The sequence below is a fragment of the Acidovorax sp. SUPP3334 genome, from assembly GCF_030159055.1.
GTDB lineage: Bacteria > Pseudomonadota > Gammaproteobacteria > Burkholderiales > Burkholderiaceae_C > Paracidovorax.
Genome location: NZ_BQXQ01000026.1, coordinates 17,627 through 37,412, shown reverse-complemented (window position 1 = coordinate 37,412; position 19,786 = coordinate 17,627). Strand labels below are relative to the sequence as shown.

Genomic DNA, 19,786 nt, shown 5'->3' with positions numbered 1-19,786 from the left:
CGGGTCAGCGGTAGCCGATGAACAAAATGGCGGTGTTGACCACCATGGCGGCAAACCACACGGCGCTGCGCGCGGTGGGCAGGTCGGAGATGTACATCATCACGTAGAACACGCGCAGCATCACGAAGACGAACGCCAGAATGTCCAGCAGCGCCTGCGCGGCCCCCAACTGGTGCGCGATGACCACCGCGCCGATGAAAAACGGCAAGGACTCGAACGTGTTGGACTGCGCGGCGATGGCGCGGGCGCGCCAGTCGGTCTGCTTGTTCTGCCACCCACGGGGATCATGGTTGTCGGACGGGCGAAAGCTGCCGCGCTTGCCGATCAATGCGCACACCGTGGGCAGCAGCGCCATCAGCAGCACGCACCAGTAGGCCACCGTGAAGTGCGCCACATGCAGAGAATTCATCTTCAAGCCTTTTCGTGCTCCAGCGCAATCAGGTCAATCGCTGGCAGCTATCAATTTCATAGTGCTACCGGCGATCGACCAGCGCGTGCGCGATCGTGCCCAGGTCCACGTATTCCAGTTCGCTGCCGACGGGCACGCCCCGGGCCAGCCGGGTCACGTGCACGCCGCGGCTCTTGAGCGCCTCGCTGATGACATAGGCCGTGGCCTCGCCCTCAGCCGTGAAGTTCGTGGCCAGGATCACCTCCTGCACCACGCCGTCGGAGGCGCGCTCCATGAGCTTTTTCAGCCCGATTTCTTTCGGGCCCACACCGTCGAGCGGCGACAGGCGCCCCATCAGCACGAAATACAGCCCGCGAAAAGCCCCAGTGCGTTCCAGCGCCGACTGGTCGGCAGGCGTTTCCACCACCGCCAGGCGCGAGGCATCGCGCGCCGGGTCCAGGCAGGTATCGCACACCGCCGCTTCGGTGAAGGTGTGGCAGCGTTCGCAGTGGTGCACCGACACCGTCGCCTCGTGCAACGCACGCGAGAGCAGTTCGGCCCCTTCCCGGTCGTGCTGCAGCAGATGAAACGCCATGCGCTGCGCCGACTTCACGCCCACGCCCGGCAGGCGGCGCAAAGCCTGGACCAGGGCATCGAGGGAGTTGGTATCGGACATGGAGCGAAAGGGCGATGGAAAACGAGAGGGTTCAGAGAACGAAAGAACGGTGTGCGCCGCACACCGATGGAGCCAGCGGTTCACCAGCCCCGCACCATCCACGCCCCGCAGAGCGCAGCGTGGCCGGCAGTGGCCGGCGAATGCGATGGCGAACGCTGAAGGTCTTCAGAAAGGAAACTTCATGCCCGGGGGCAGGCCAGGCATGCCGGAGGTCAGCTTGCCCATCTTTTCCTGCGAGGTTTCTTCGGCCTTGCGCACGGCCGCATTGAAGGCGGCAGCCACCAGGTCTTCCAGCATCTCTTTGTCGTCGGCCAGCAGACTGGGGTCGATGGTCACGCGCTTCACGTCATGCTTGCAAGTCATGAGGACCTTGACCAGGCCGGCGCCGGATTCGCCTTCCACTTCGATGTTGCCGAGTTCGTCCTGGGCCTTCTTCAGGTTGTCCTGCATGGCCTGGGCCTGCTTCATGAGGCCGGCGAGTTGTCCCTTGTTGAACATGGTGCGTTTCCTTTTCTGATGGGAATGAGAGGAGAGACTGGAACGAAAGAATAGTGAATAGCGATTCGGCCGGCTGGCAACGCCGTCACGCCGGCTTGATGCTGCCCGGCACGATTTTGGCGCCGAAATCCCGCACCAGCGCCTGTACGTACGGGTCGTTGTGCACGATCTCTTCGGCCACGCGCTGGCGTTCCGCCGCCGCCGCCGCATTGCGCCGGGCCGGGCTGTCGATGACCACGCCCAGCTCCACGCTGATCTGCTTCGCATGGCCGGCAGCCTCCAGCGCCGCCCGAAGGCGCTCGCGCGCCACGGGCTGGTTGAGCGATTCGCGCTCCACCCGCAGCAGCCAGTGCCCGGCATCGCGAGCGACGAGTTGGGACTGCAGCGCCAATTCGCGCACCAGCGCCGAAATGGCTTCGGCCGCTACCAGTTGCTGCACCGTGGCGTGCCACACATCGCCCTCTTCGGTCGCCGTGTAGCGGGCAGCGGCAGGGGTGTTGCCGGTGGCGGGAAGCGGTTGCAGGCGTGCACCGGGTTCCGGTGCCACACGCACGGGAATCGCCATGTATTCGGGTGACGGTGCGGGCTGGACAGGCCTGGCAGATGGTGCCTGCGAAGCGGCAGGTGCCGCGGTGGGCGTGCGGCGCATGTCGGCGGGCGCACGGACAGGCAGATGTACGGCAGCGGGCGCCGACGGCCCGCCCTCGGCTGGCGCGGGCGGCGCTTGCGGGCTGGCCTGCGACGGCATGCCGGCAGGGGCAGAGGCAGGTACGAATGCGGGATCGCCATCCACGCCGGCCTCATGGTTGGCGTCGGCAGGCAGCGAAGCGGCAACGGCCTCCTGCGGGCGTGTCTCGAAAGACGCTGCGGCGGCTACCGCCGGAGCCGGAGCCGGCGCCGGACGATGGGCCGGTGCAGGATCAACCGGCGTCAGAGTTTTTTTTTCAGCCGAAGGGGCCGAAGCCGCTGCACTGTCCGACGGCTTGAAGGCCAGCAGGCGCAAGAGCGCCATCGTCAGCGCGGCATATTCGTCGGGCGCCAGGCCCAGTTCGGCGCGGCCATGCAGGCAGATGCTGTATAGCAACTGGGTTTCGTCCGCAGGCATCTGCGCGGCCAGGCGGGCGATTTCAGCCGCCTCAGGGTCGCTGGCGTCCAGCGCCTGCGCCATGTTCGGCACGGCCTGCATCACGGCCATGCGCTGGAGCACGGCGCTCATCTCCTCCAGCGTGGAGGCGGCCGACAGGCCGTTCAAACGCAGGGTATCGGACGTTTCCACCACCGTGCGCCCGTCGCCCTGCGCCAGCGCTTCGATCAGGCGAAACACATACGAGCGGTCCACGCTGCCCAGCATCTGGCGCACACCGGCTTCCTGCAGCTGGCCGCTGCCGAAGGCGATGGCCTGGTCGGTGAGCGACAGCGCATCGCGCATCGACCCCCGGGCCGCGCGCGACAGCAGGCGCAGCGCCTGGGGCTCGGCCGGCACGTTCTCCTGGGCAAGGACGCGCCCGAGATGGTCCAGCACCGTCTCCGGCGCCATCGGGCGCAGGTTGAACTGCAGGCAGCGCGAGAGCACCGTGACAGGCACCTTCTGCGGATCGGTCGTGGCCAGCACGAACTTGAGGTATTCGGGCGGCTCTTCCAGCGTCTTCAGCATGGCGTTGAAGGCCGTATTGGTGAGCATATGCACTTCATCGATCATGAAGACCTTGAAGCGCCCCTGCACCGGCTTGTACACGGCCTGCTCCAGCAGGCCCTGCACTTCGTCCACCCCGCGGTTGGAAGCGGCGTCCAGCTCGGTGTAGTCGACGAAACGGCCACTGTCGATGTCGGTGCAGGCCTGGCACACGCCGCAGGGCGTGGCGGTGATGCCGCCCTGCCCGTCCGGGCCCTGGCAGTTGAGCGACTTGGCGAGAATGCGCGACACCGTCGTCTTGCCAACGCCGCGCGTGCCGGTGAAAAGATAAGCATGGTGCAGCCGCTGCTGCGTCAGCGCATTGGACAGCGCCTGCACCACATGCTCCTGGCCCACCATCTCCGAGAAGGTCTTGGGACGGTATTTGCGGGCAAGCACGAGGTAGGACATGGGGGGTGATTCTATGTGGGTGCGCCGGCCTCACCGGCCCGCCGGGTTACCGAATCCCCGCAACGCACCGGCACGCCTGGGTTGCCGGGCCATGCTGCAAACATCAGCACGGCCGGCAGGGTCTGGGTGGAAGGCCACCAAAGTTTTATCGCCTACAATCGCCGGTGACGGGCCTCCCCGCATGGTGAAGCAGCCAACCGGGTCAGGTGGGGAACCAAGCAGCCCTAACTGTAGAGTCAGTGCCGGGGGTAAGGCTCGTCAACTTCTTCTTTCTGCCATGCTTTTCAAAGCATGGTGCCTCCCCCGCCGGATCGCTCGATCCGCGCTTTTCCCCAAGCCCCTGCCAACGCATCTTGCAGCCCGTACGGCCGAGCAGAGGCTTGCCGCATTTTCAAATGCCCCTGCACTGAAACGGCTGGGTTACATTGGGTTCTTTTGCCAAGCAAGGGTCCTGGTATGGCAGATGTTCGCGCGCAGGGAGCCGCCGGGTCGACTGCGGCAGGCTTGTCCTCTGGGCAGGGCGGCCTCGCTCCTGCCCACCGGGCAGCCGGCACCTCCGCCATCTCGCGCCAGGGCGTCCAAGGTGCGCAGCCCTTGGACCTGCGCACCTTCCGCAGCATGCGGCGCGTGAACGCCTCCGTGCTGGCCTTCGGGGGCACCGGCTGGGCAATGGCCTGGTACCTGGCCGATCCGGCCTACCGCTACGACAACATCCTGTTCGCCTTGCTGGCAATCGCCTTCGTCTGCTGCATCACGGCTTCGATGTTCGCGAGCACGCCAGGACGGGTGGTCACGGCGGCGCTGCCGGCCACGGGCTTGCTGGCACACGGTTTCTGGCTGCTGTCGGCACCCAGCCCGGCAGGCGTCTATTGGTGCGTGGCGCTGGGCGTGGCGTTCACGCTGCTGGTCGCTTACATGTTCATCACGGTGTGGCACTACCTGGCCTCCATCGCGGTCATCTGGTTTGCTTTCGGGCACGGTAATTTTCAGCAGATGTCCGTGGCGCACGATCCCATCTGGATCCTGCTGCTGGTCACGATGTCTTCGCTGCTCGGCTTCTTCTTGAACATGGCCATCTCCCGCCTGCGGGAAGAAAGCTACCGGCAGCAACTGGAGTTGGAAACCCTGGCGTATCAAGACGCGCTGACGGGCCTGGCCAACCGCCGCAGCCTGCTCAAGCACCTGCAGGGGCTGCAGGATGCGGGGCGCATCGACGGGCTGTACTTTCTGATGATCGACATCGATGACTTCAAGTCGATCAACGACCAGTTCGGGCACGACCAGGGCGATGTGGTCCTGAAAGAAGTGGCCGCGATGCTGAAGCGGCATGCAGGCCGGCATCTCTGCGGCCGGCTCGGGGGCGAAGAGTTCGGGGTGGTGATCGAAGGCGCCACCCTGGCTGAAGCCCGCGAACTGGCCCAGGCACTCGTTGCCGCCGTGAACACGCTGTACGCGGTGCCGCCCGAGCACCCTGCTTTCAGCGGCCGCCGCCTTTCGATCAGCGCCGGGCTGACCCGGGGCGAGGCTGCCTGCACCACCTCCGACCTGATGCGGCGCGCCGACTTGGCGCTCTACCATGCCAAGCGCGAAGGCAAGAACCGCTTTTGCATGCACTCGGGACCGCAGGGCAGCACGGCCGACCCCGCGCCGGATCAGCGCCCTCGCCGCCAGCGGTCGCGCTCAACCTCCCCGCTGTAGCCAGGTCTTGGCGCCTTCGGCCGCGGCCACGCCGCTGGCCATGCACGCGGTCATCAGGTAGCCACCGGTGGGCGCCTCCCAGTCCAGCATTTCGCCCGCGCAGAAAACACCCGGAACGGCCTTCAGCATGAGGTGCTCGTCCATTGCTTCGAAAGGCACGCCGCCAGCCGTGCTGATGGCTTCGTCCAGCGGCCGGGTGGCACCCACCGTGATGGGCAATGCCTTGATGGCCTGGGCCAGTGCCGCCGCGTCGCCGAGGCCATCCTTGCCCAGCTGTTCGTAAAGAATGCCCATCTTGATGCCGTCCAGCCCCAGCCGGCTCTTGAGGTGGCTGCTGAGGCTGCGGGCACCGCGCGGATGGCGCACCTCTTTGAGCACGCGCTCGGGTGTGTGGTCCGGCAGCAGGTCGAGTGTGAAGGTAGCGTGGCCGTGCGCTTCGATCTCGTCGCGCAGCAGGCTGGAGACGGCATAGATGAGGCTGCCTTCCACTCCGCTGGCCGTGGCGACGAACTCGCCCCGGCGGCTGAACGAACGCCCCTGGCTGTCGGAAAAATGCAGCGCGACCGATTTGAAGGGTTGCCCGGCAAAGCGCTCCGTGAAATGCGGCGTCCAGCCTGCGGAGTCCGGCCCCCGGCCGATCAGTTCCCGCAGAAACTCCCGCCGCGTCTCGACCGCCGAGGCGCCTGCGCGCACGACATCGAAACCGCAGTTCGCCGGCCGCAGCGGCGCGACGGGCACGCCCCGCTCGGCCAGCAGCGGCACCCAGGCGCCATCGGAACCCAAGCGGGCCCAGCTGCCGCCCCCCAAGGACAGCACCACGGCCCGGGCGTGCACCGGCACCAGGCCCGCAGGGCTGGCAAAACCCAGCGACATGGCCCCGGCGACCGGCTCGCCCCAGCCGAGCCACCGGTGTCGCATGTGAAACCGCACGCCCTGCCCGCGCAGCCGGTGCAGCCATGACCGCAGCAGCGGCGCGGCTTTCATGTCGGACGGAAACACGCGGCCCGAAGTGCCGACGAACGTATCGACACCCAGCCCCTGAGCCCACGCGCGCACCGCATCCGCACCGAACGACTGCAGCAGGGGCTCTATGGCTGCCCGGCGCTCGCCGAACCGCCCGGCGAACGGCTCGAATGGCTCGGAGTGCGTGAGGTTGAGGCCGCCTTTGCCGGCCAGCAGGAATTTGCGGCCCACGGACGGCATGGCGTCGAACACATGCACCGCCAAGCCGCTGCCGGCCACCGCCTCGGCAGCCATCAGCCCGGCAGGGCCCCCACCGATCACGGCGACATCACAGGCCAATGCCGGGGTGGGCGATTCGGAAACAGTCATCTTCAACCTTTGCGTCTAATCGGAAAAACACGGGCAGAGCGGCGCGGCGGGCGCGGATATTGAAATCCGTGGCCGTCGAGCCGTCAAAACAGATCGCCTTGGACCGGGCCCGGCGGTGGCGGTGCAGGGGCAGACATCGCCACGGGAATGGGCGGAGCGACATTTTCAGGTGCAGGTGCAGGCGTCTCGCTTCCTACTTCCACCATCCGCCCGTCTCCGGTCAGGAAAGCCGCACGCACCCCGTGACCCGACATCTGGGTCAGAACGGCGTCGCGGTAGCGCAGCAACTGGGCCCTCAGTTGCGGACGGCGTTCAGGGTCCGCGGCGCTTTTGTAATCCAGCACCCACCAGGTCGGCGACTCGACAGGGCTGGTGCGGCGTACCAGGCGGTCGATGCGAAGCGTCTGCCCGGCATGGACGATGGTGGCCTCGTTCACTGCGCGATCGACACACGCAGCGTCCCAGGCCCAGGCGCCCTCGCCGCTCAGGATGGTCCGCGCCATCTCCGCAGCGCAGGCTGCCGATTCGGGCGGCAGGTCGAAATCGCCCGCCAGCCGACCCAGCCGCAACGCCGTCCATTCCGCGTCGCGCAGGGCCTCGCCGGCTTGCGCCATTCCAGCCTGCTCCAGCAACTGGTGCATGGCCTCCCCCTGGCGCGACAACGGGGTGGATCGCGCCACGGCAAGCGCCGCCGGGCCATCGGGCTCGGGCTTTTGCGGCGGGGACCAAGTGGGCAGCTCGGACAGCACGGCGCGGTCCTCTGCCGTCGCCAGGAGCGCTTGTTCCACCTCGTCAGGATCGGCGCCCGGCGCTTCGGGCACGTCCTCCAGCAGCGGCGCCAGACGGTTCCACCAACTGCCCGGAGCGGATGCCGATGGCTGTACCGAAGAGATGGCCAGGCAATGTTTGGCGCGAGTCATGGCCACGTACAAGGTATTCAGCTCTTCGCGCTGGCGCTCTGCCTGTTCGGCCGCGAGCATGTCCACCGCGCTGGGCGGCGGCGCGCTCTCGCTGGCCAGGAACACGAAGCTGCGCGGCAGCGGCTCTTCCCCAGGCCAATCCACGAGCACACCCATCGTTTCGGCCTTTTGCGGCCGGGTGTCGGTGTCCAGCAGCAGCACGCTGTGCGCTTCGAGGCCCTTGGCGCCGTGCACGGTGAGCAGGCGCACGGCCTGCGCGTCCACCCGCCCCGGGGCCCGCTGGCCCGAGCGTTTCATGGCGCGCACGAAGGCATAAGGAGTGAGATAGCGGCCACCGTCGATCTGCAGCGCGGCCGACAGCAGCGCGCGCAGATTGGCCAGCACGCTGGCGCGCTGCGTGGGTGGCGCGGCGCCGGCATAGCGGGCCAGCACATCGCGGTGGGTGTAGAGGGCTTGTAGCGCATCGTGTGGCGGGAGCGCATCGAACCAGCCTTTATACAGAGCCAAATCGGCCCCCAGCGCAATTAAATCGCCGGCATTATGCTCACTTTTTAATAGCAAATCAAGCCAACTGCTTTCGCGGTTCTCGGGTTGCTGGCGCCACAGTGCCAGCCGTACCAGCACGTCGTCTCCCACCCCGAACAGCGGCGAGCGCAGCGCGCGGGCCAGCGACAGGTCGTGGCCGGGGGATACGAGGGCGTCCAGCAGCGCGATCACGTCCTGCACTTCGGGCGCCTCGGCCAATTCGGCTTTTTCAGGCTGCACGCAAGGCAGGTGCAGTTCTCGCAGCGCATCCTGCATGGCGGCCAGGCGGTCTCGCTTGCGGGCCAGCACCAGCACCTCGCGCGGCGCCACGCCCGCAGCGATGCGCTCGGCCACCCATCGGGCGGCCTGGGTGCATTCGCGCATGCGCAGGGTTTCCTCGGGCTCGTGGCGCGGCTGCGTGAGGCTGTCGCGCCACGCCAGCGGGTCGGCAGCGGCTCCACCGCTGTCTTCGGGAGCCGTGATCGCGGGCAGGCGCAGCAGCATGCCCGGATCGGACGACTCGGTGGTGTGGTCCCGAAAACCCGCGTACTCGCCCTGGGCCTGCGCGGTCTGCATGACCTGGTTCACCGCTGCGATCACGCCGGTGGCATTGCGGCGAGTGTGGTCGCAGCTGAGCAAATCGCCACCCAGGCCCTCGCGCACGAAAGCCTGGGCAGCCAGGAACACCTGCGGCTCGGCCCGGCGAAAGCGGTAGATGCTCTGCTTGGGATCGCCCACGATGAACACGCTGGGCGCCCGCCCGCCACCCGCGCCGACGTAGCCCGAAAGCCAGGCATGCAGCGCCTGCCACTGCAGCGGATTGGTGTCCTGGAACTCGTCCACCAGCAGATGCCGGACACGGGCGTCCAGCCGCTCCTGCACCCAGCCGCTCAGCACCGGATCGGACAGCATCACCAGCGCCGTGCGCTCGACATCGTTCATGTCCACCCAGCCGCGGTCGCGCTTGAGCGCGGCATAGGCGGCCACCAGCGCTCGCGTGAGCCGGGCCATGCGCTGGTGGTAGTCCCATGCCTCGTGCTGGCGGCGCGCCTGGCACAGGCGCTGCAGTTCGGCCTCGGCCTCCTGCGCCACGGCGAACTTTTCGAGGTTTTTGCTGAGCCGGTCTTCCTTGGCCACGAAGAAGGCGCGGCGCAGACGCTCCAGGCGCTCTGGCAGGTCTTCGCACGCGAAGGCATCGACGACCGCGTCGGCTGCTTTTTGCGGGGTCTTGTTGGATTCGGTGCCCAAGGCACTCGCGCGGGCCAGCCAGCGCAACCGCGCGGCAGAGCCTTGCAGCGCATGGGCCGGAGTGGCCAAGCCTTGCAGGTCCTGGAACAAATCCTGGAACGGCGCGACCGACGCATCGACCACGCCAGCGGCATCGGCCAACTCGAATTCGATGCGTTTGGACAGCGCCGCGCCCAGGGCCTTGTGCGTTTGCGAGCGCCCGTGCGAGGCCACGGCCGCGAGGTAGTCGGCATGCAGCGCGGCGTCGTCGGCGACCTGCTGCAGGAAAGCCGGCCACAACTGCCGCACGGCCTCGGCGTCGTCTTCCAGCAATTCGTAGTTTCCCGGCAGGCCGCGTGCATGCAGCACGGCCAGCGGCGCGGTGCCCAGCAGCGCGGCGAACCAGCTGTGGAAGGTACGGATCTGCACCGGCCGGCCGGATTCGAGCATGGAGCGGTACAGTTTTTGTAGCACCTCGCGCTTGTCCAGAGCGCGCTCGGCCGGGATTCCACGCGCAATCAGCTCCTGGGCCAACAGTTCGGGCTCGGCCTGCGCGAACGCTTCAAGCCACTCCTGCAGGCGCTGGCGCATCTCGCCGGCCGCCTTGCGCGTGAACGTGATCGCCAGAATCTCATGCGGCGCGCAGCCGTCGAGCAACGCCCGCAGCATGCGCGAGACCAGCATCCAGGTCTTGCCGGCGCCCGCGCAAGCCTCCACCGCCACGTTGCGGTCGGGGTCGCAGGCGATGGCATAGAACGCCTCGCGCGTGACGGGACGGCCATTGTGTTCGTAGGCGGCACTCTGCTGCATCATGACCAGAAGTCCTTGCGGCACAGCCCGCGCGCAGCGCAGTAGTCGCACACCGCGCCCTCGCCCAGCGCAGGCAGGGCCGCACCGCCGGCAATGCGCTCGAAGTCGTGCAGGATGCCCTCTACCAATTGATCGCGCAGGGCCACGACGTCGGTTTGCTCGAAAGTGCGCGTCTCGCCGCGTTCGCCCACATTGACATAGGCCGCTCGCAAATGGTCGTGGTGCAGCAGTGCGGCGTAGAACGCCAGTTGCGTGTCCTCGGTTCCGGCGGCAAGGCGCTTGCGCGTGACGGCCTCGCTCTCGGTCTTGTAATCGATCACCAAAACGGTGGGCTCCTCGCCAGGCACCTCGGCGCGCACGGCATCGATGCGGTCCAGCAGCCCCACCAGCTTGAGCGGCCCTAGCGGCTGTGCCGAGCGCACCTCGGCCTGCCGAAAAGTAGCGCCCTGCCCCTCGTGCTCCCGCAGCCAGCGAAGGTAGCCATCGCGCAGGGCCGGCCAGCCGGAGGCGAACGGCAGAAACTCGCCGGCCTCCAGCCGCTGCGATCGCGTGACGGCTTCGGCGGCCGCGTCCATGAGGGCGCGGCGCTCCGGCATGCCCTCGGTCGGCTCGGCCTGCAGGGCTTCGTGAAAGCGCTGTAGCACGGCATGCAGCCAATTGCCGAAGTCCCGCTTGCCCACCTCGGCCCCCAGTTCGTCGGCTTCCTGCAGACCCAGTTGGCGCAGCGCGAAGAACCGGTAGGGGCAATGGCGCAGATCAGAGTAAGCGGTGGAGGACAGTTGCAGCACTGGCAATGCCTCGCCCGTGGGCATGGGCCGGGGCACCGGGGTGAGCGGCACCTCGCGCAGGCCGCGCGGGTCGGCGCCGTCCTGCGCCAGGCCGTCCAAATGCAGCGCAAGGACCAACGGACTGGCGAGCAGGGGCTCGCCACCGTCGTCACCACTGCGCCAGAGAACGTCCACATAGGCCGTGTGCAAGGCGCTGCCCCATGCGTCGCGAAGTGCGGTTTCCAGCGCCTCGCGGGTGGGCAAGCCCAGACCTTCGCGCTGTGCGCGGGTCCAGGCGCCGGGAGGCTCCGGCGCGGGCTGCAGGCGCTTTTCATCGCAACCCGGAACGACCAGGGTGGCGAAGGGGCGCGCCAGTATCTGCGGCAGCGGCACGACGAACACCGACGCGCTGCCATCATGGTCAGGGCGGTAGCGGGCGGCCTCGAGCACCTCGTTCACCCAGCGGGTGAACTCCACCAGCGACATGCGCCGGCCCGCGCTCTCCAGCGCCTCCAGATCGGAGGGCAAACCATCGTGCAGCCGCAACTCGGCCAGCACGCGCTCGCCGGCGGCATCGCCTACCAGGGCATCCCACTGCCCGGTGGCACGCAACAGTTCACGCACAGCGGAAATCCACCCGGGCAGCGGGCGCGCCGCCTGCAAGGGAGCGCGCCATGCCTGCGCCTGCTCCACCAGCGCCTGAACGGCCTCCAGCGCAGGCGGCATGGCATCGCTGCGCTCCTGCACGGCCATCCATTGGCCCATGCCGGCTTTGCGCAGCCATTTCTCGGCGGCACCCACGGCCGACGGGTCGGCGGCGGGTGCGTGCTTGAGCCAGTCCAGCACCGCGTCGGCCGATGCGTTCCAGGCGCATGCGCGCAACGCCGCCATCACCCGGGAGGCAGCCCGGGTGGTGGACAGGGTCCAGCCGTTCTCGTCATGCACGGCCACCCCGCGCCCGAGCAACAGTGCGCTGATGCGCCGGGTGAGCGCGCGGTCGATCGCGGCCAGGGCCAGCGGTGCGTGGCCCTGCCCCAGGCGATGCAAGACGCAGGCAGCCGCGCGCTGGGCTTCGTCCTCGGCGTCGGCCGCGGCATGCAGGAACACCTGGCCCCGAGGGACCATGGCTCCTAATGAATGCGCAGCACCGAGCGCCAGCGACAGGGAACGGTCGCCCCACCGGGCGCACAGCGTTTGCGCCAGCGGATCGGATTGGAAACCGCCGAGCACCACGAGCGCATCCACCGCCCTGCGCACACCCGGTTCGAACAGCACGTCCGTCGCATGGCGAGAAGCCAGCACCCATTCGAGGGCGATGCGCGCCACCGCGGCTTCATAGCGCAGCGGGGCGCCGTCGCCAGCGGGCGGCATCAATTCACGCGCGTTGCTCGCCCAGCCTTCGCGCTCGGACGGCGGCACGGCGCAGACCACGCCGGACAACTGCGCTGCGGCTTCGAGCAAGGGCGTCGCGAGTGCGTCGCGCTGCTCGGCCAACCCTGCGCGGTCGAGCAGTGCCCGGGCGGTGAGCGTGTCGCGCGCCATGTCGTGCGAGAGATCGTCGCCTTCGGGCACGAACGGCGCAATGCGGCTCGCCCAGTTCCGCGTCGTTTCGAAACGGGGCGCAAAACCCTCAGGCACGCGGCGCGCCCATTCGCGCTGCGCCTGCGCCATGAGCTGGGCGTACGGCACCAGTACCACCACCGTGGCGGGGTGCGCGCCAACGCGCTGGATATGGGCTTGCACCTGATCCAGCACCGGGCCCCAAACGCTGCCTGAAACATCGTTTTTCGCTATGACTGTCATAGCATCGGAGGCTGCGGCCACACCGTGGGGCGGGAAATGTCTTTCTGTCACAATCCCCTGACTTTATCCGGACCCGCCCACCCCAACTTGCTTCAACAAGGAATGTGCCATGGCAAGCGATCTCATCAAACACCTTTCCGACGCCAGTTTTGAAACCGACGTGCTGCAACCCGGCACCACGGTGTTGGTCGATTACTGGGCCGAATGGTGCGGCCCCTGCAAGATGATTGCCCCCATCCTGGACGAAGTCGCCTGCACGTACCAAGGCAAGCTGACCGTCGCCAAGATGAATGTGGACGAGAACCGCGAGGTACCCGCCAAGTTCGGCATCCGCGGCATTCCGACACTCATGCTCTTCAAGGACGGCCAACTGGCCGCCACCAAGGTCGGTGCGATGAGCAAGACGCAGCTCACCGCATTCATCGACCAGCAACTCGCCTGATCCCCGAGGATGGCGCCCGCTGCGGCTTTCTCAGCGCCGCGCCATCCCGTACACCGCGTAACCTCTTGCAGCGTTCAGGCTGCGCGGCCCCTGGCAAAACGGAATTTTTTCCTGTCATAATCGCCGCAGATCATCGTGTCCGCATGCACAAGCGGCCGGTCCCAGATCCCCAGGTCCGCCGAGGTCCGCAAACAGCGTCCACCCGGCTTCAGGCCTCTCCCCTGATTTCATACCCGCTCCGTTCAGGAGTCACCCCATGCATTTAAACGAACTCAAGGCACTGCACGTGTCCGAAGTGCTCAAGCAGGCCGAAGAGCTGGAGATCGAAAACACCGGGCGCATGCGCAAGCAAGAGCTGATGTTCGCGATCATCAAAAAGCGCGCTAAGGCGGGCGAACAAGTCTTCGCCGACGGCGTGCTGGAAATTCTGCCCGACGGCTTCGGCTTCCTGCGCAGCCCGGACACGAGCTACACCGCGAGCACCGACGACATCTACATCTCGCCGAGCCAGGTTCGCCGCTTCAACCTGCACACCGGCGACATGATCGAAGGCGAAGTGCGCACGCCCAAGGACGGGGAACGCTACTTCGCGCTGACCAAGCTGGACGCCGTCAACGGCGGCCCACCGGAACAGAACAAGCACAAGGTGATGTTCGAGAACCTGACGCCGCTGTTCCCCAAGGAGCAGATGAAGCTCGAGCGGGACATGAAGGGCGAAGAGAACATCACCGGCCGCATCATCGACATCATCGCCCCCATCGGCCGCGGCCAACGCGCGCTGATCGTCGCACCACCCAAGAGCGGCAAGACGATGATGATGCAGCACATCGCCCACGCCATCACCGCCAACAATCCCGACGTCCACCTCATGGTGCTGCTGGTGGACGAACGGCCTGAAGAAGTGACCGAAATGCAGCGCACGGTGAAAGGCGAAATCATCGCCTCCACCTTCGACGAGCCCGCTGCGCGCCACGTGCACGTGGCTGAAATGGTCATCGAGCGCGCCAAGCGCCTGGTGGAATTGAAGAAGGACGTGGTGATTCTGCTGGACTCCATCACGCGCCTGGCCCGTGCCTACAACAACGTCGTGCCCTCCTCCGGCAAGGTGCTTTCGGGTGGTGTGGATGCCGCTGCGCTGCAGCGCCCCAAGCGCTTCTTCGGCGCAGCGCGCAAAGTGGAAGAAGGCGGCTCGCTGACCATCATCGCTACCGCACTGGTCGATACCGGCAGCCGCATGGACGAAGTGATCTTCGAAGAGTTCAAGGGCACGGGCAACAGCGAAATCCACCTGAACCGCCGCCTGTACGAAAAGCGCGTGTTCCCGGCCATCGAGCTCAACAAGAGCGGCACCCGCCGCGAAGAACTGCTGCTGCCACCCGAAATCCTGCAAAAGACCCGCATCCTGCGCCAGTTCATGTACAACATGGACGAGATCGAGTCGATGGAGCTCATGATCAAGAACATGAAGGCGACGAAGACCAATGTGGACTTCTTCGACATGATGCGCCGAGGCGGTTGAGACCTTTCGCCGATTGCATGGTGTAGCCCGCACCGCGCCGCTGCACATCTAGCTCAAAGCCCCTCAGGCCATCCGGCCTGCGGGGCTTTTTGCTGAAGGTCGCACCGTCCTGCAGTCAGGCAAGCGCTGACCGGTCAGCGGCCTTCGATCGATTTCGCGCCGGTCTCCCTGCGGCGGCACCTGGCGCTTCCGGAGGGAGCAGCCTTCGGCCTCTTTGCCCTCGGGCGGTCCATCGGCTGGGTGGCCCACGCGCTGGAACAGCGCGACAGCGGACAGCTCATCAGGCCGCGCGCCGCATACAACGGTCCCCGGCCGGCTCAGCCCACGGAGAATCGCCGCTCCAGCGCGCTGTAGCCCAGGCCCACGCCCTTGTGTACGCGAATCTGCACGGGGATGCGCTCCTTGAGGGCCTCCACGTGGCTGATGATGCCGATGGTCTTTCCGCTGGCATTGAGCGTGTCCAGCACATCCAGGGCGGTTTCCAGCGTTTCGCCATCCAGCGTGCCGAATCCTTCGTCGAGAAAGAGCGAGTCGATGCTAGCCTTGTGGCTCACCAGGTCAGAAAGCGCCAACGCCAGCGCCAGGCTCACCAGAAAGCTCTCGCCGCCCGACAACGTTCGGGTGTCACGGGCCGCATCGGCCTGCCAGGTGTCGATCACCTCCAGTTCCAGCTCACCCGCCGAGCGGCGGCCCAGCCGGTAGCGCCCGTGCAGCCGCCCCAGTTGCCGATTCGCCAGATGCACCAAATGGTCCAGCGTGAGGCCCTGGGCGAACTTCCGGTACTTGGCACCGTCGGCTGAACCGATCAGGCCGTTGAGGTGTTGCCACAGGTCGTGGTCGGCTTCCTGAGCCTGGATCTGCGCCAACAGCGCCTGCAGGCCATCGCGGCGCTGCGCATCGTCTTGCAGCCGGCTCGCGATGGCACCCTGCTGCTGTGCCACCAAAGAGAGTTCAGCCTCCGACTGCGCCATCAACGCAGCAAGGTCCTCCGCACTGCGTTCAGTGAGTGGCAAGGCCTGTAGTTCCGCAAGGGCGGCCTTTGCAGCATCTTCCAGGGCTGTCGCCTCGGCCAGCGCCTGTTGCAGTTCCGCCAGCCGCGTGCGCAACGTCTCGCGCTCAGGCTCGGCCATGCCAGCCGCCTGGAAAGCGGCCTCATCGGCGAACGGGCTGAGCGCCAGAGCCTGTGTCCAGGCTTGCGTGGCCTGCGCTTTGGCCGTCTGCACATCTGCATGCCGGCGCTGCAAGGACTCCATCGTGCCTTGCAGCATGGCCACCTCGTTCTCTGCCGCACGCCACAAGGCCTCCGCTTGCTCAACTGCTTGTGCAAGTGCCTCCGACCCGGATCCAGACTCATCTGACCGCCAAGGCTCGATCTCGACCGACGTACCGGCCCCACCCAGAGCGGTCCAGCGTTCAGCGACCTCGCACGCCATTGCGGCGATCTGCTTCAGTGACGATTCATCGGATGCCAGCGCTTGAAGGCGAGCTTGAAAAGCCTGCCACGCACGGTGCTCATCGGCACGCTGCTGCAACCACGCCGTGCCATCGGCGGGCAGCGCGTACCCCAAGGTTTGCAATTGATCGGCCAATGCCGCTTCGGCTTCTGCGTGCAGGTTTCGCACCCGCTGGCGGTGTTGAACAAGTTCTTCCGCCCGCTGCTGCGCAGCCTGCATGTCCTTGCCCGACAAAGCCAATTGCTGCAACGCCGCACGATCGGCCTGTTCCGCCTGCTGCAGGGCAGACAGCGTCTCTTCGAGTCGCGTCTTTGCCTGGACCAGCGCAGCCCACTGTTTCTGAGCCGCTTGCAGTTCTGCTGCGCATCGCGCCTGGGCTTCGGCCACGGCCTGGGCATCCATGGCATCTGACGGCCAATCGCTGGCTGCACAATGGTCCTGCCATTGCTTCACCAGTTGTGCCAAAGCCTCCTCGCTCTCAGCGATCTGCTGCGCAGATTGTTCGCTTTGCGCCTGCAGCGCAGCCAGGCGAGACCGCCGCTCCTGTCCCTGCTCGGTCACGTCATCGAGTTCCTTGCGAAGCATGTCCCGTGCGGACTGGGTCGCAGAGACGTCCAACGCCTCATAGGCTTCAATGGCCGGATGGGTGGTCGATCCGCACAGCGGACAGGGCTCGCCCGGCTGCAAATGGCGGCGATGCACTTCGAGGGCCTGAATGCGCTGCTCCTGTGCCAGGAGTTTTTCCTGGTCCTGCACTTGCCGGTTCAGGTTTGCGTAACGCTCGCGCAGCGACCGCACGGCCTGTGCCTCGTCTGCCTGCTGCCGTTGCCGCTCCCGTTGCGCCGCCAACCAATGGGCATGGCGCGATTGGGCTTGCTGCCAAGCACTCAGGCTCTGGCTCAGGCGATCCCACGCATGGCTGCGTTCAAGCAGTTGCAATGGGGCGTTGCGCCATTCGGATTCTTCGCGGCCCATCGCCAGGCGATCGTGCACCTGACGGGCCTCCGCCACCGCTTTTTGCGCCTCCGTCAAGGATGCAGCCGCGCGCTGGCATGCTTGTTCGTGGCTGGAGCGCTGTGCCTCCAGCACCTGCCATTCCATGCTTTGTCTTTCTTGGCTCGCCTGAATTTCGGCCATTGACTGAAGCCGTTGCGCCCGGGCAGCGAATTGCTCGCGCCATCCGCTCAACCGTTCCCCCAACTGGGCATGCTGGGGTACCGCTGCAAGCTCCTGGGCCAGCGCGACCCGTTCCTTTGCGCAGTTCTGCCATTCGAACTCTCGAAAACGGGCCAGACGCTGGCTGTCCCGCTGCACCCGGCAAAGCGCCTGTGCGCTGCGATCCACGGCCTGAGCATGCCGAACCTGTGCTTCTTCTCGTTGCTGAGCCACGGCCTCCTCGTCATGCAATGCGGACTTCCATGCCATGTAAACAGGCTGCAGCCGTGCTGCGGGTTCGCTGGCGGCCAGGCGCTGGCGCTGCTCAGCGACTGCATTCCACTCGGCCTGGGCGTGCTCCCGATGGCGAGCCGCCTCGCCATGCCGCATCTCGGACCGGTCTTTGTCTGCCAGCCATTGACGCTCCCGGGCGGTGGCCTGTCGCTGTGCTCGCAGGGTCTCCACCTGTGAGGCGAGCGTCTGAGCCTCGTCCGCCAATATGGCGCGCGTGGAATCGTCCAGCAACTCCACTCCTCCGGCACGGGCACGCAGTTGCTCCAGCAAAGTGCGGGCGTCGCGGGCGCTTTCGAATACCCGCTGCGAGATCTGCCCATAGATGTCGGTCCCGGTCAATTCCTCCAGCAACTCCGCACGCTTGCCAGCGCTGGCTTCCAGGAAGGCCGCGAAGCCGCCCTGCGCCAGCAGCATGGACCGGGTGAAACGCTCGAAATTAAGCCCCGTCAGCACCTCGGTCTGGCGCAGTTTGTCCTGCACCTTGGTCGTCAAAATCTTGCCTTCGCCGTGAACCTGAGCCACCAGCTCCACCTGCACCTGCTGCAACGCCCCATTGGCCTTGCCGTGTGCCCTGCGTTGGCTCCAGAACGCCCGATAGCAGGCCCCGCGGACTTCGAACTCCACTTCGGCCAGGCATTCGGCGGTGTGTCGGGTCATGACCTCATTGCCGCCTTGCGACACGCCCGCGATGCGTGGCGTCTGGTGGTATAGCGCCAGGCAGATTGCATCAAGGATGGTGGTCTTGCCCGCCCCCGTAGGACCCGTGATCGCGAACAAGCCGTTGCCGGCAAACGGCGCAGCGGTAAAGTCAATGCGCCATTCGCCTTTGAGCGAATTCAGATTCTTGAGGCGCAGGCTCAGAATTCTCATGGTGCGGGCCTTTCCTGGAGATCGGACAAGACGGTCCGATACAACGCTGAAAGGCGCTCCTCCATTGCAGGCTCAAGCGACTGGGCAGCCAACCGCCGGGCAAAGACCTCTGCGGGTCCCAGCTCGTCGAGCGTTTCGCCGGAAGAGGGCTCCAGCAAGGTGGAAAGTGCATTTCGGGCCCTGCGCACGCGCAGGATCTGGATCGGCAAACCCTCCGCCATCTTGGCAACGCGCACCTGCAGGTCGGAAAGGTAGTCGTCGTGGACCACTTCCACTTCGATCCACACCGGTCGCGAGTCGTTTCCATGAGCGGCGGCTTCGGCAAAAGCCGCCGGCAACTCCGCCAAGCGACCTTTCACGCTTGCCAGTGGCTGAAAACGAGGGACTGCTATAGGCGTCACGGCCTTCAGACCGGCCAGATCGAAATCGACCAACAACACTTCCTTGCGCTGGCGTGCCTCGTCAAAGCTCAGCGGTATCGGTGAGCCGCTGTAGCGCACGTGGTCCAGCCCCCCCACTTTTTGCGGCTGGTGAATGTGGCCCAGAGCAATGTAGTCGGCGGGTGGAAAGGCATTGGTGGGAAAGGCTTCCAACGAGCCGACGTAGATTTCGCGCACCGACTCGCTGGCGCTGGCGCCGACGGTGGTCAGGTGTCCGGTTGCCACGATCGGCAAACCGCCCAGCGCGGCGCTGCGCTCCACAGCCAGGGCGTGCAAGGCTTGGTAATGGGCACGGATGGATGCCTGCAGCGCCAATTGCTTATCGCCCGCACTTTGCCCCGGCTGGCTCAGCAAAAGATCCCGTGCGCGCAAAAACGGCACAGCGCACAACACGGCTCCAGGCACGCCGGAGCGGGTGTGGAGCACCAGCACCTGGTCTTCAGGGTGCTCCGCCATGCCGGGAACCACCCGCGTGTTGAGGTGCGCCAGCAAGCTGCGGCTTTCGCCCAACATGGACACCGAGTCATGATTGCCACCTAGCACCACAAACTCGGTACCGGCATCGCGCATTGCCAAAACGCAGTGGTTGTACAACTCACGCGCGTAACTGGGCGGGGCGCCGGTATCAAAGATGTCGCCAGCCACGACGACGGCGTCGATACCATTCACGCGTACCTGCTCCGCCAGCCAGTCGATGAAGGCAAGGTGTTCGGTTTGGCGGGTCTGGCCCATGAAATGCTGGCCCAGATGCCAGTCGGAAGTGTGCAAGAGGCGCAAATCGTGGCTTTTGAAAGAGTTCGGAAACGCAGATCGTCTCACTTTGACATGGCTATGCGATAATCGAAGGCTAAATTTTCCGCGGAAAGTGCGACGCAATGGGTGCGG

The 19,786-nt window shown here is 66.2% G+C and carries 12 protein-coding genes, 1 other RNA gene and 1 pseudogene; 5 read left to right on the top strand and 9 right to left on the bottom strand.

The genetic code is table 11. From position 1 onward, the window contains the following. Positions 1–4: 4 nt before the first annotated feature. From AVHM3334_RS15325 to dnaX, 4 genes are all read right to left on the bottom strand, one after another. Complete coding sequence (locus AVHM3334_RS15325) at positions 5–409, bottom strand: MAPEG family protein (protein WP_284413652.1); 405 nt, start codon at positions 407–409, stop codon at positions 5–7. A gap of 64 nt (positions 410–473) precedes the next feature. After that, on the bottom strand, positions 474–1,064 hold the full coding sequence (gene recR, locus AVHM3334_RS15320) for a recombination mediator RecR (RefSeq protein ID WP_284413650.1): 591 nt from the start codon (positions 1,062–1,064) through the stop codon (positions 474–476). Positions 1,065–1,229: 165 nt separating this feature from the next. Then, positions 1,230–1,562 carry a YbaB/EbfC family nucleoid-associated protein gene (locus tag AVHM3334_RS15315; RefSeq protein WP_092739494.1) on the bottom strand — a complete coding sequence of 111 codons (333 nt, stop codon included), beginning with the start codon at positions 1,560–1,562 and terminating at the stop codon, positions 1,230–1,232. 85 nt (positions 1,563–1,647) lie between these two features. Next, positions 1,648–3,645: a DNA polymerase III subunit gamma/tau gene (gene dnaX, locus AVHM3334_RS15310; protein ID WP_284413647.1), complete on the bottom strand. Its 1,998-nt coding sequence runs from the start codon at positions 3,643–3,645 to the stop codon at positions 1,648–1,650. A gap of 166 nt (positions 3,646–3,811) precedes the next feature. Between dnaX and ffs the strand changes: the two genes are divergently transcribed. Continuing rightward, positions 3,812–3,908: signal recognition particle sRNA small type (gene ffs, locus AVHM3334_RS15305), an RNA gene on the top strand. Between the two features lie 193 nt (positions 3,909–4,101). Further along, positions 4,102–5,343 carry a GGDEF domain-containing protein gene (locus AVHM3334_RS15300; RefSeq protein ID WP_284413645.1) on the top strand — a complete coding sequence of 414 codons (1,242 nt, stop codon included), beginning with the start codon at positions 4,102–4,104 and terminating at the stop codon, positions 5,341–5,343. Here the strand turns inward: AVHM3334_RS15300 and AVHM3334_RS15295 are convergent. The 3 genes from AVHM3334_RS15295 to AVHM3334_RS15285 all read right to left on the bottom strand — a co-directional run bounded on the left by AVHM3334_RS15295 (position 5,326) and on the right by AVHM3334_RS15285 (position 12,727). Continuing rightward, positions 5,326–6,675, bottom strand: a complete 1,350-nt coding sequence (locus AVHM3334_RS15295; RefSeq protein WP_284413643.1) for a TIGR03862 family flavoprotein — start codon at positions 6,673–6,675, stop codon at positions 5,326–5,328. The genes AVHM3334_RS15300 and AVHM3334_RS15295 overlap by 18 nt on opposite strands. An 83-nt stretch (positions 6,676–6,758) precedes the next feature. After that, entirely contained in the window at positions 6,759–10,160 is a 3,402-nt protein-coding gene (locus AVHM3334_RS15290; RefSeq protein ID WP_284413641.1) for a UvrD-helicase domain-containing protein, read from the bottom strand. Beyond that, entirely contained in the window at positions 10,157–12,727 is a 2,571-nt protein-coding gene (locus AVHM3334_RS15285) for a PD-(D/E)XK nuclease family protein (protein ID WP_284413640.1), read from the bottom strand. Before AVHM3334_RS15285 ends, AVHM3334_RS15290 begins: the two co-directional genes overlap by 4 nt. Before the next feature lie 109 nt (positions 12,728–12,836). Between AVHM3334_RS15285 and trxA the strand changes: the two genes are divergently transcribed. The 3 genes and pseudogenes from trxA to AVHM3334_RS15270 all read left to right on the top strand — a co-directional run. Beyond that, complete coding sequence (trxA, locus tag AVHM3334_RS15280) at positions 12,837–13,169, top strand: thioredoxin TrxA (RefSeq protein WP_284413638.1); 333 nt, start codon at positions 12,837–12,839, stop codon at positions 13,167–13,169. A 256-nt stretch (positions 13,170–13,425) separates the two neighbouring features. Beyond that, complete coding sequence (rho, locus tag AVHM3334_RS15275; RefSeq protein WP_272547856.1) at positions 13,426–14,688, top strand: transcription termination factor Rho; 1,263 nt, start codon at positions 13,426–13,428, stop codon at positions 14,686–14,688. A 123-nt stretch (positions 14,689–14,811) separates the two neighbouring features. Next, positions 14,812–15,042, top strand: a pseudogene (locus AVHM3334_RS15270) (citrate/2-methylcitrate synthase); the annotation flags it as partial. On the opposite strand, the gene AVHM3334_RS15265 reads toward AVHM3334_RS15270, so the two are convergent. Together AVHM3334_RS15265 and sbcD are read right to left on the bottom strand one after the other, a co-directional pair. Then, positions 15,006–18,461 (bottom strand): AAA family ATPase, encoded by a 3,456-nt coding sequence (locus AVHM3334_RS15265; protein WP_284413636.1) that lies wholly within the window; start codon positions 18,459–18,461, stop codon positions 15,006–15,008. The pseudogene AVHM3334_RS15270 and the gene AVHM3334_RS15265 sit on opposite strands and share 37 nt — an antisense overlap. After that, positions 18,458–19,678, bottom strand: coding sequence for an exonuclease subunit SbcD (gene sbcD, locus AVHM3334_RS15260; RefSeq protein WP_284413634.1), 1,221 nt, complete (start codon positions 19,676–19,678; stop codon positions 18,458–18,460). The genes AVHM3334_RS15265 and sbcD overlap by 4 nt, the downstream gene beginning before the upstream one ends. Between the last annotated feature and the right edge of the window lie 108 nt (positions 19,679–19,786).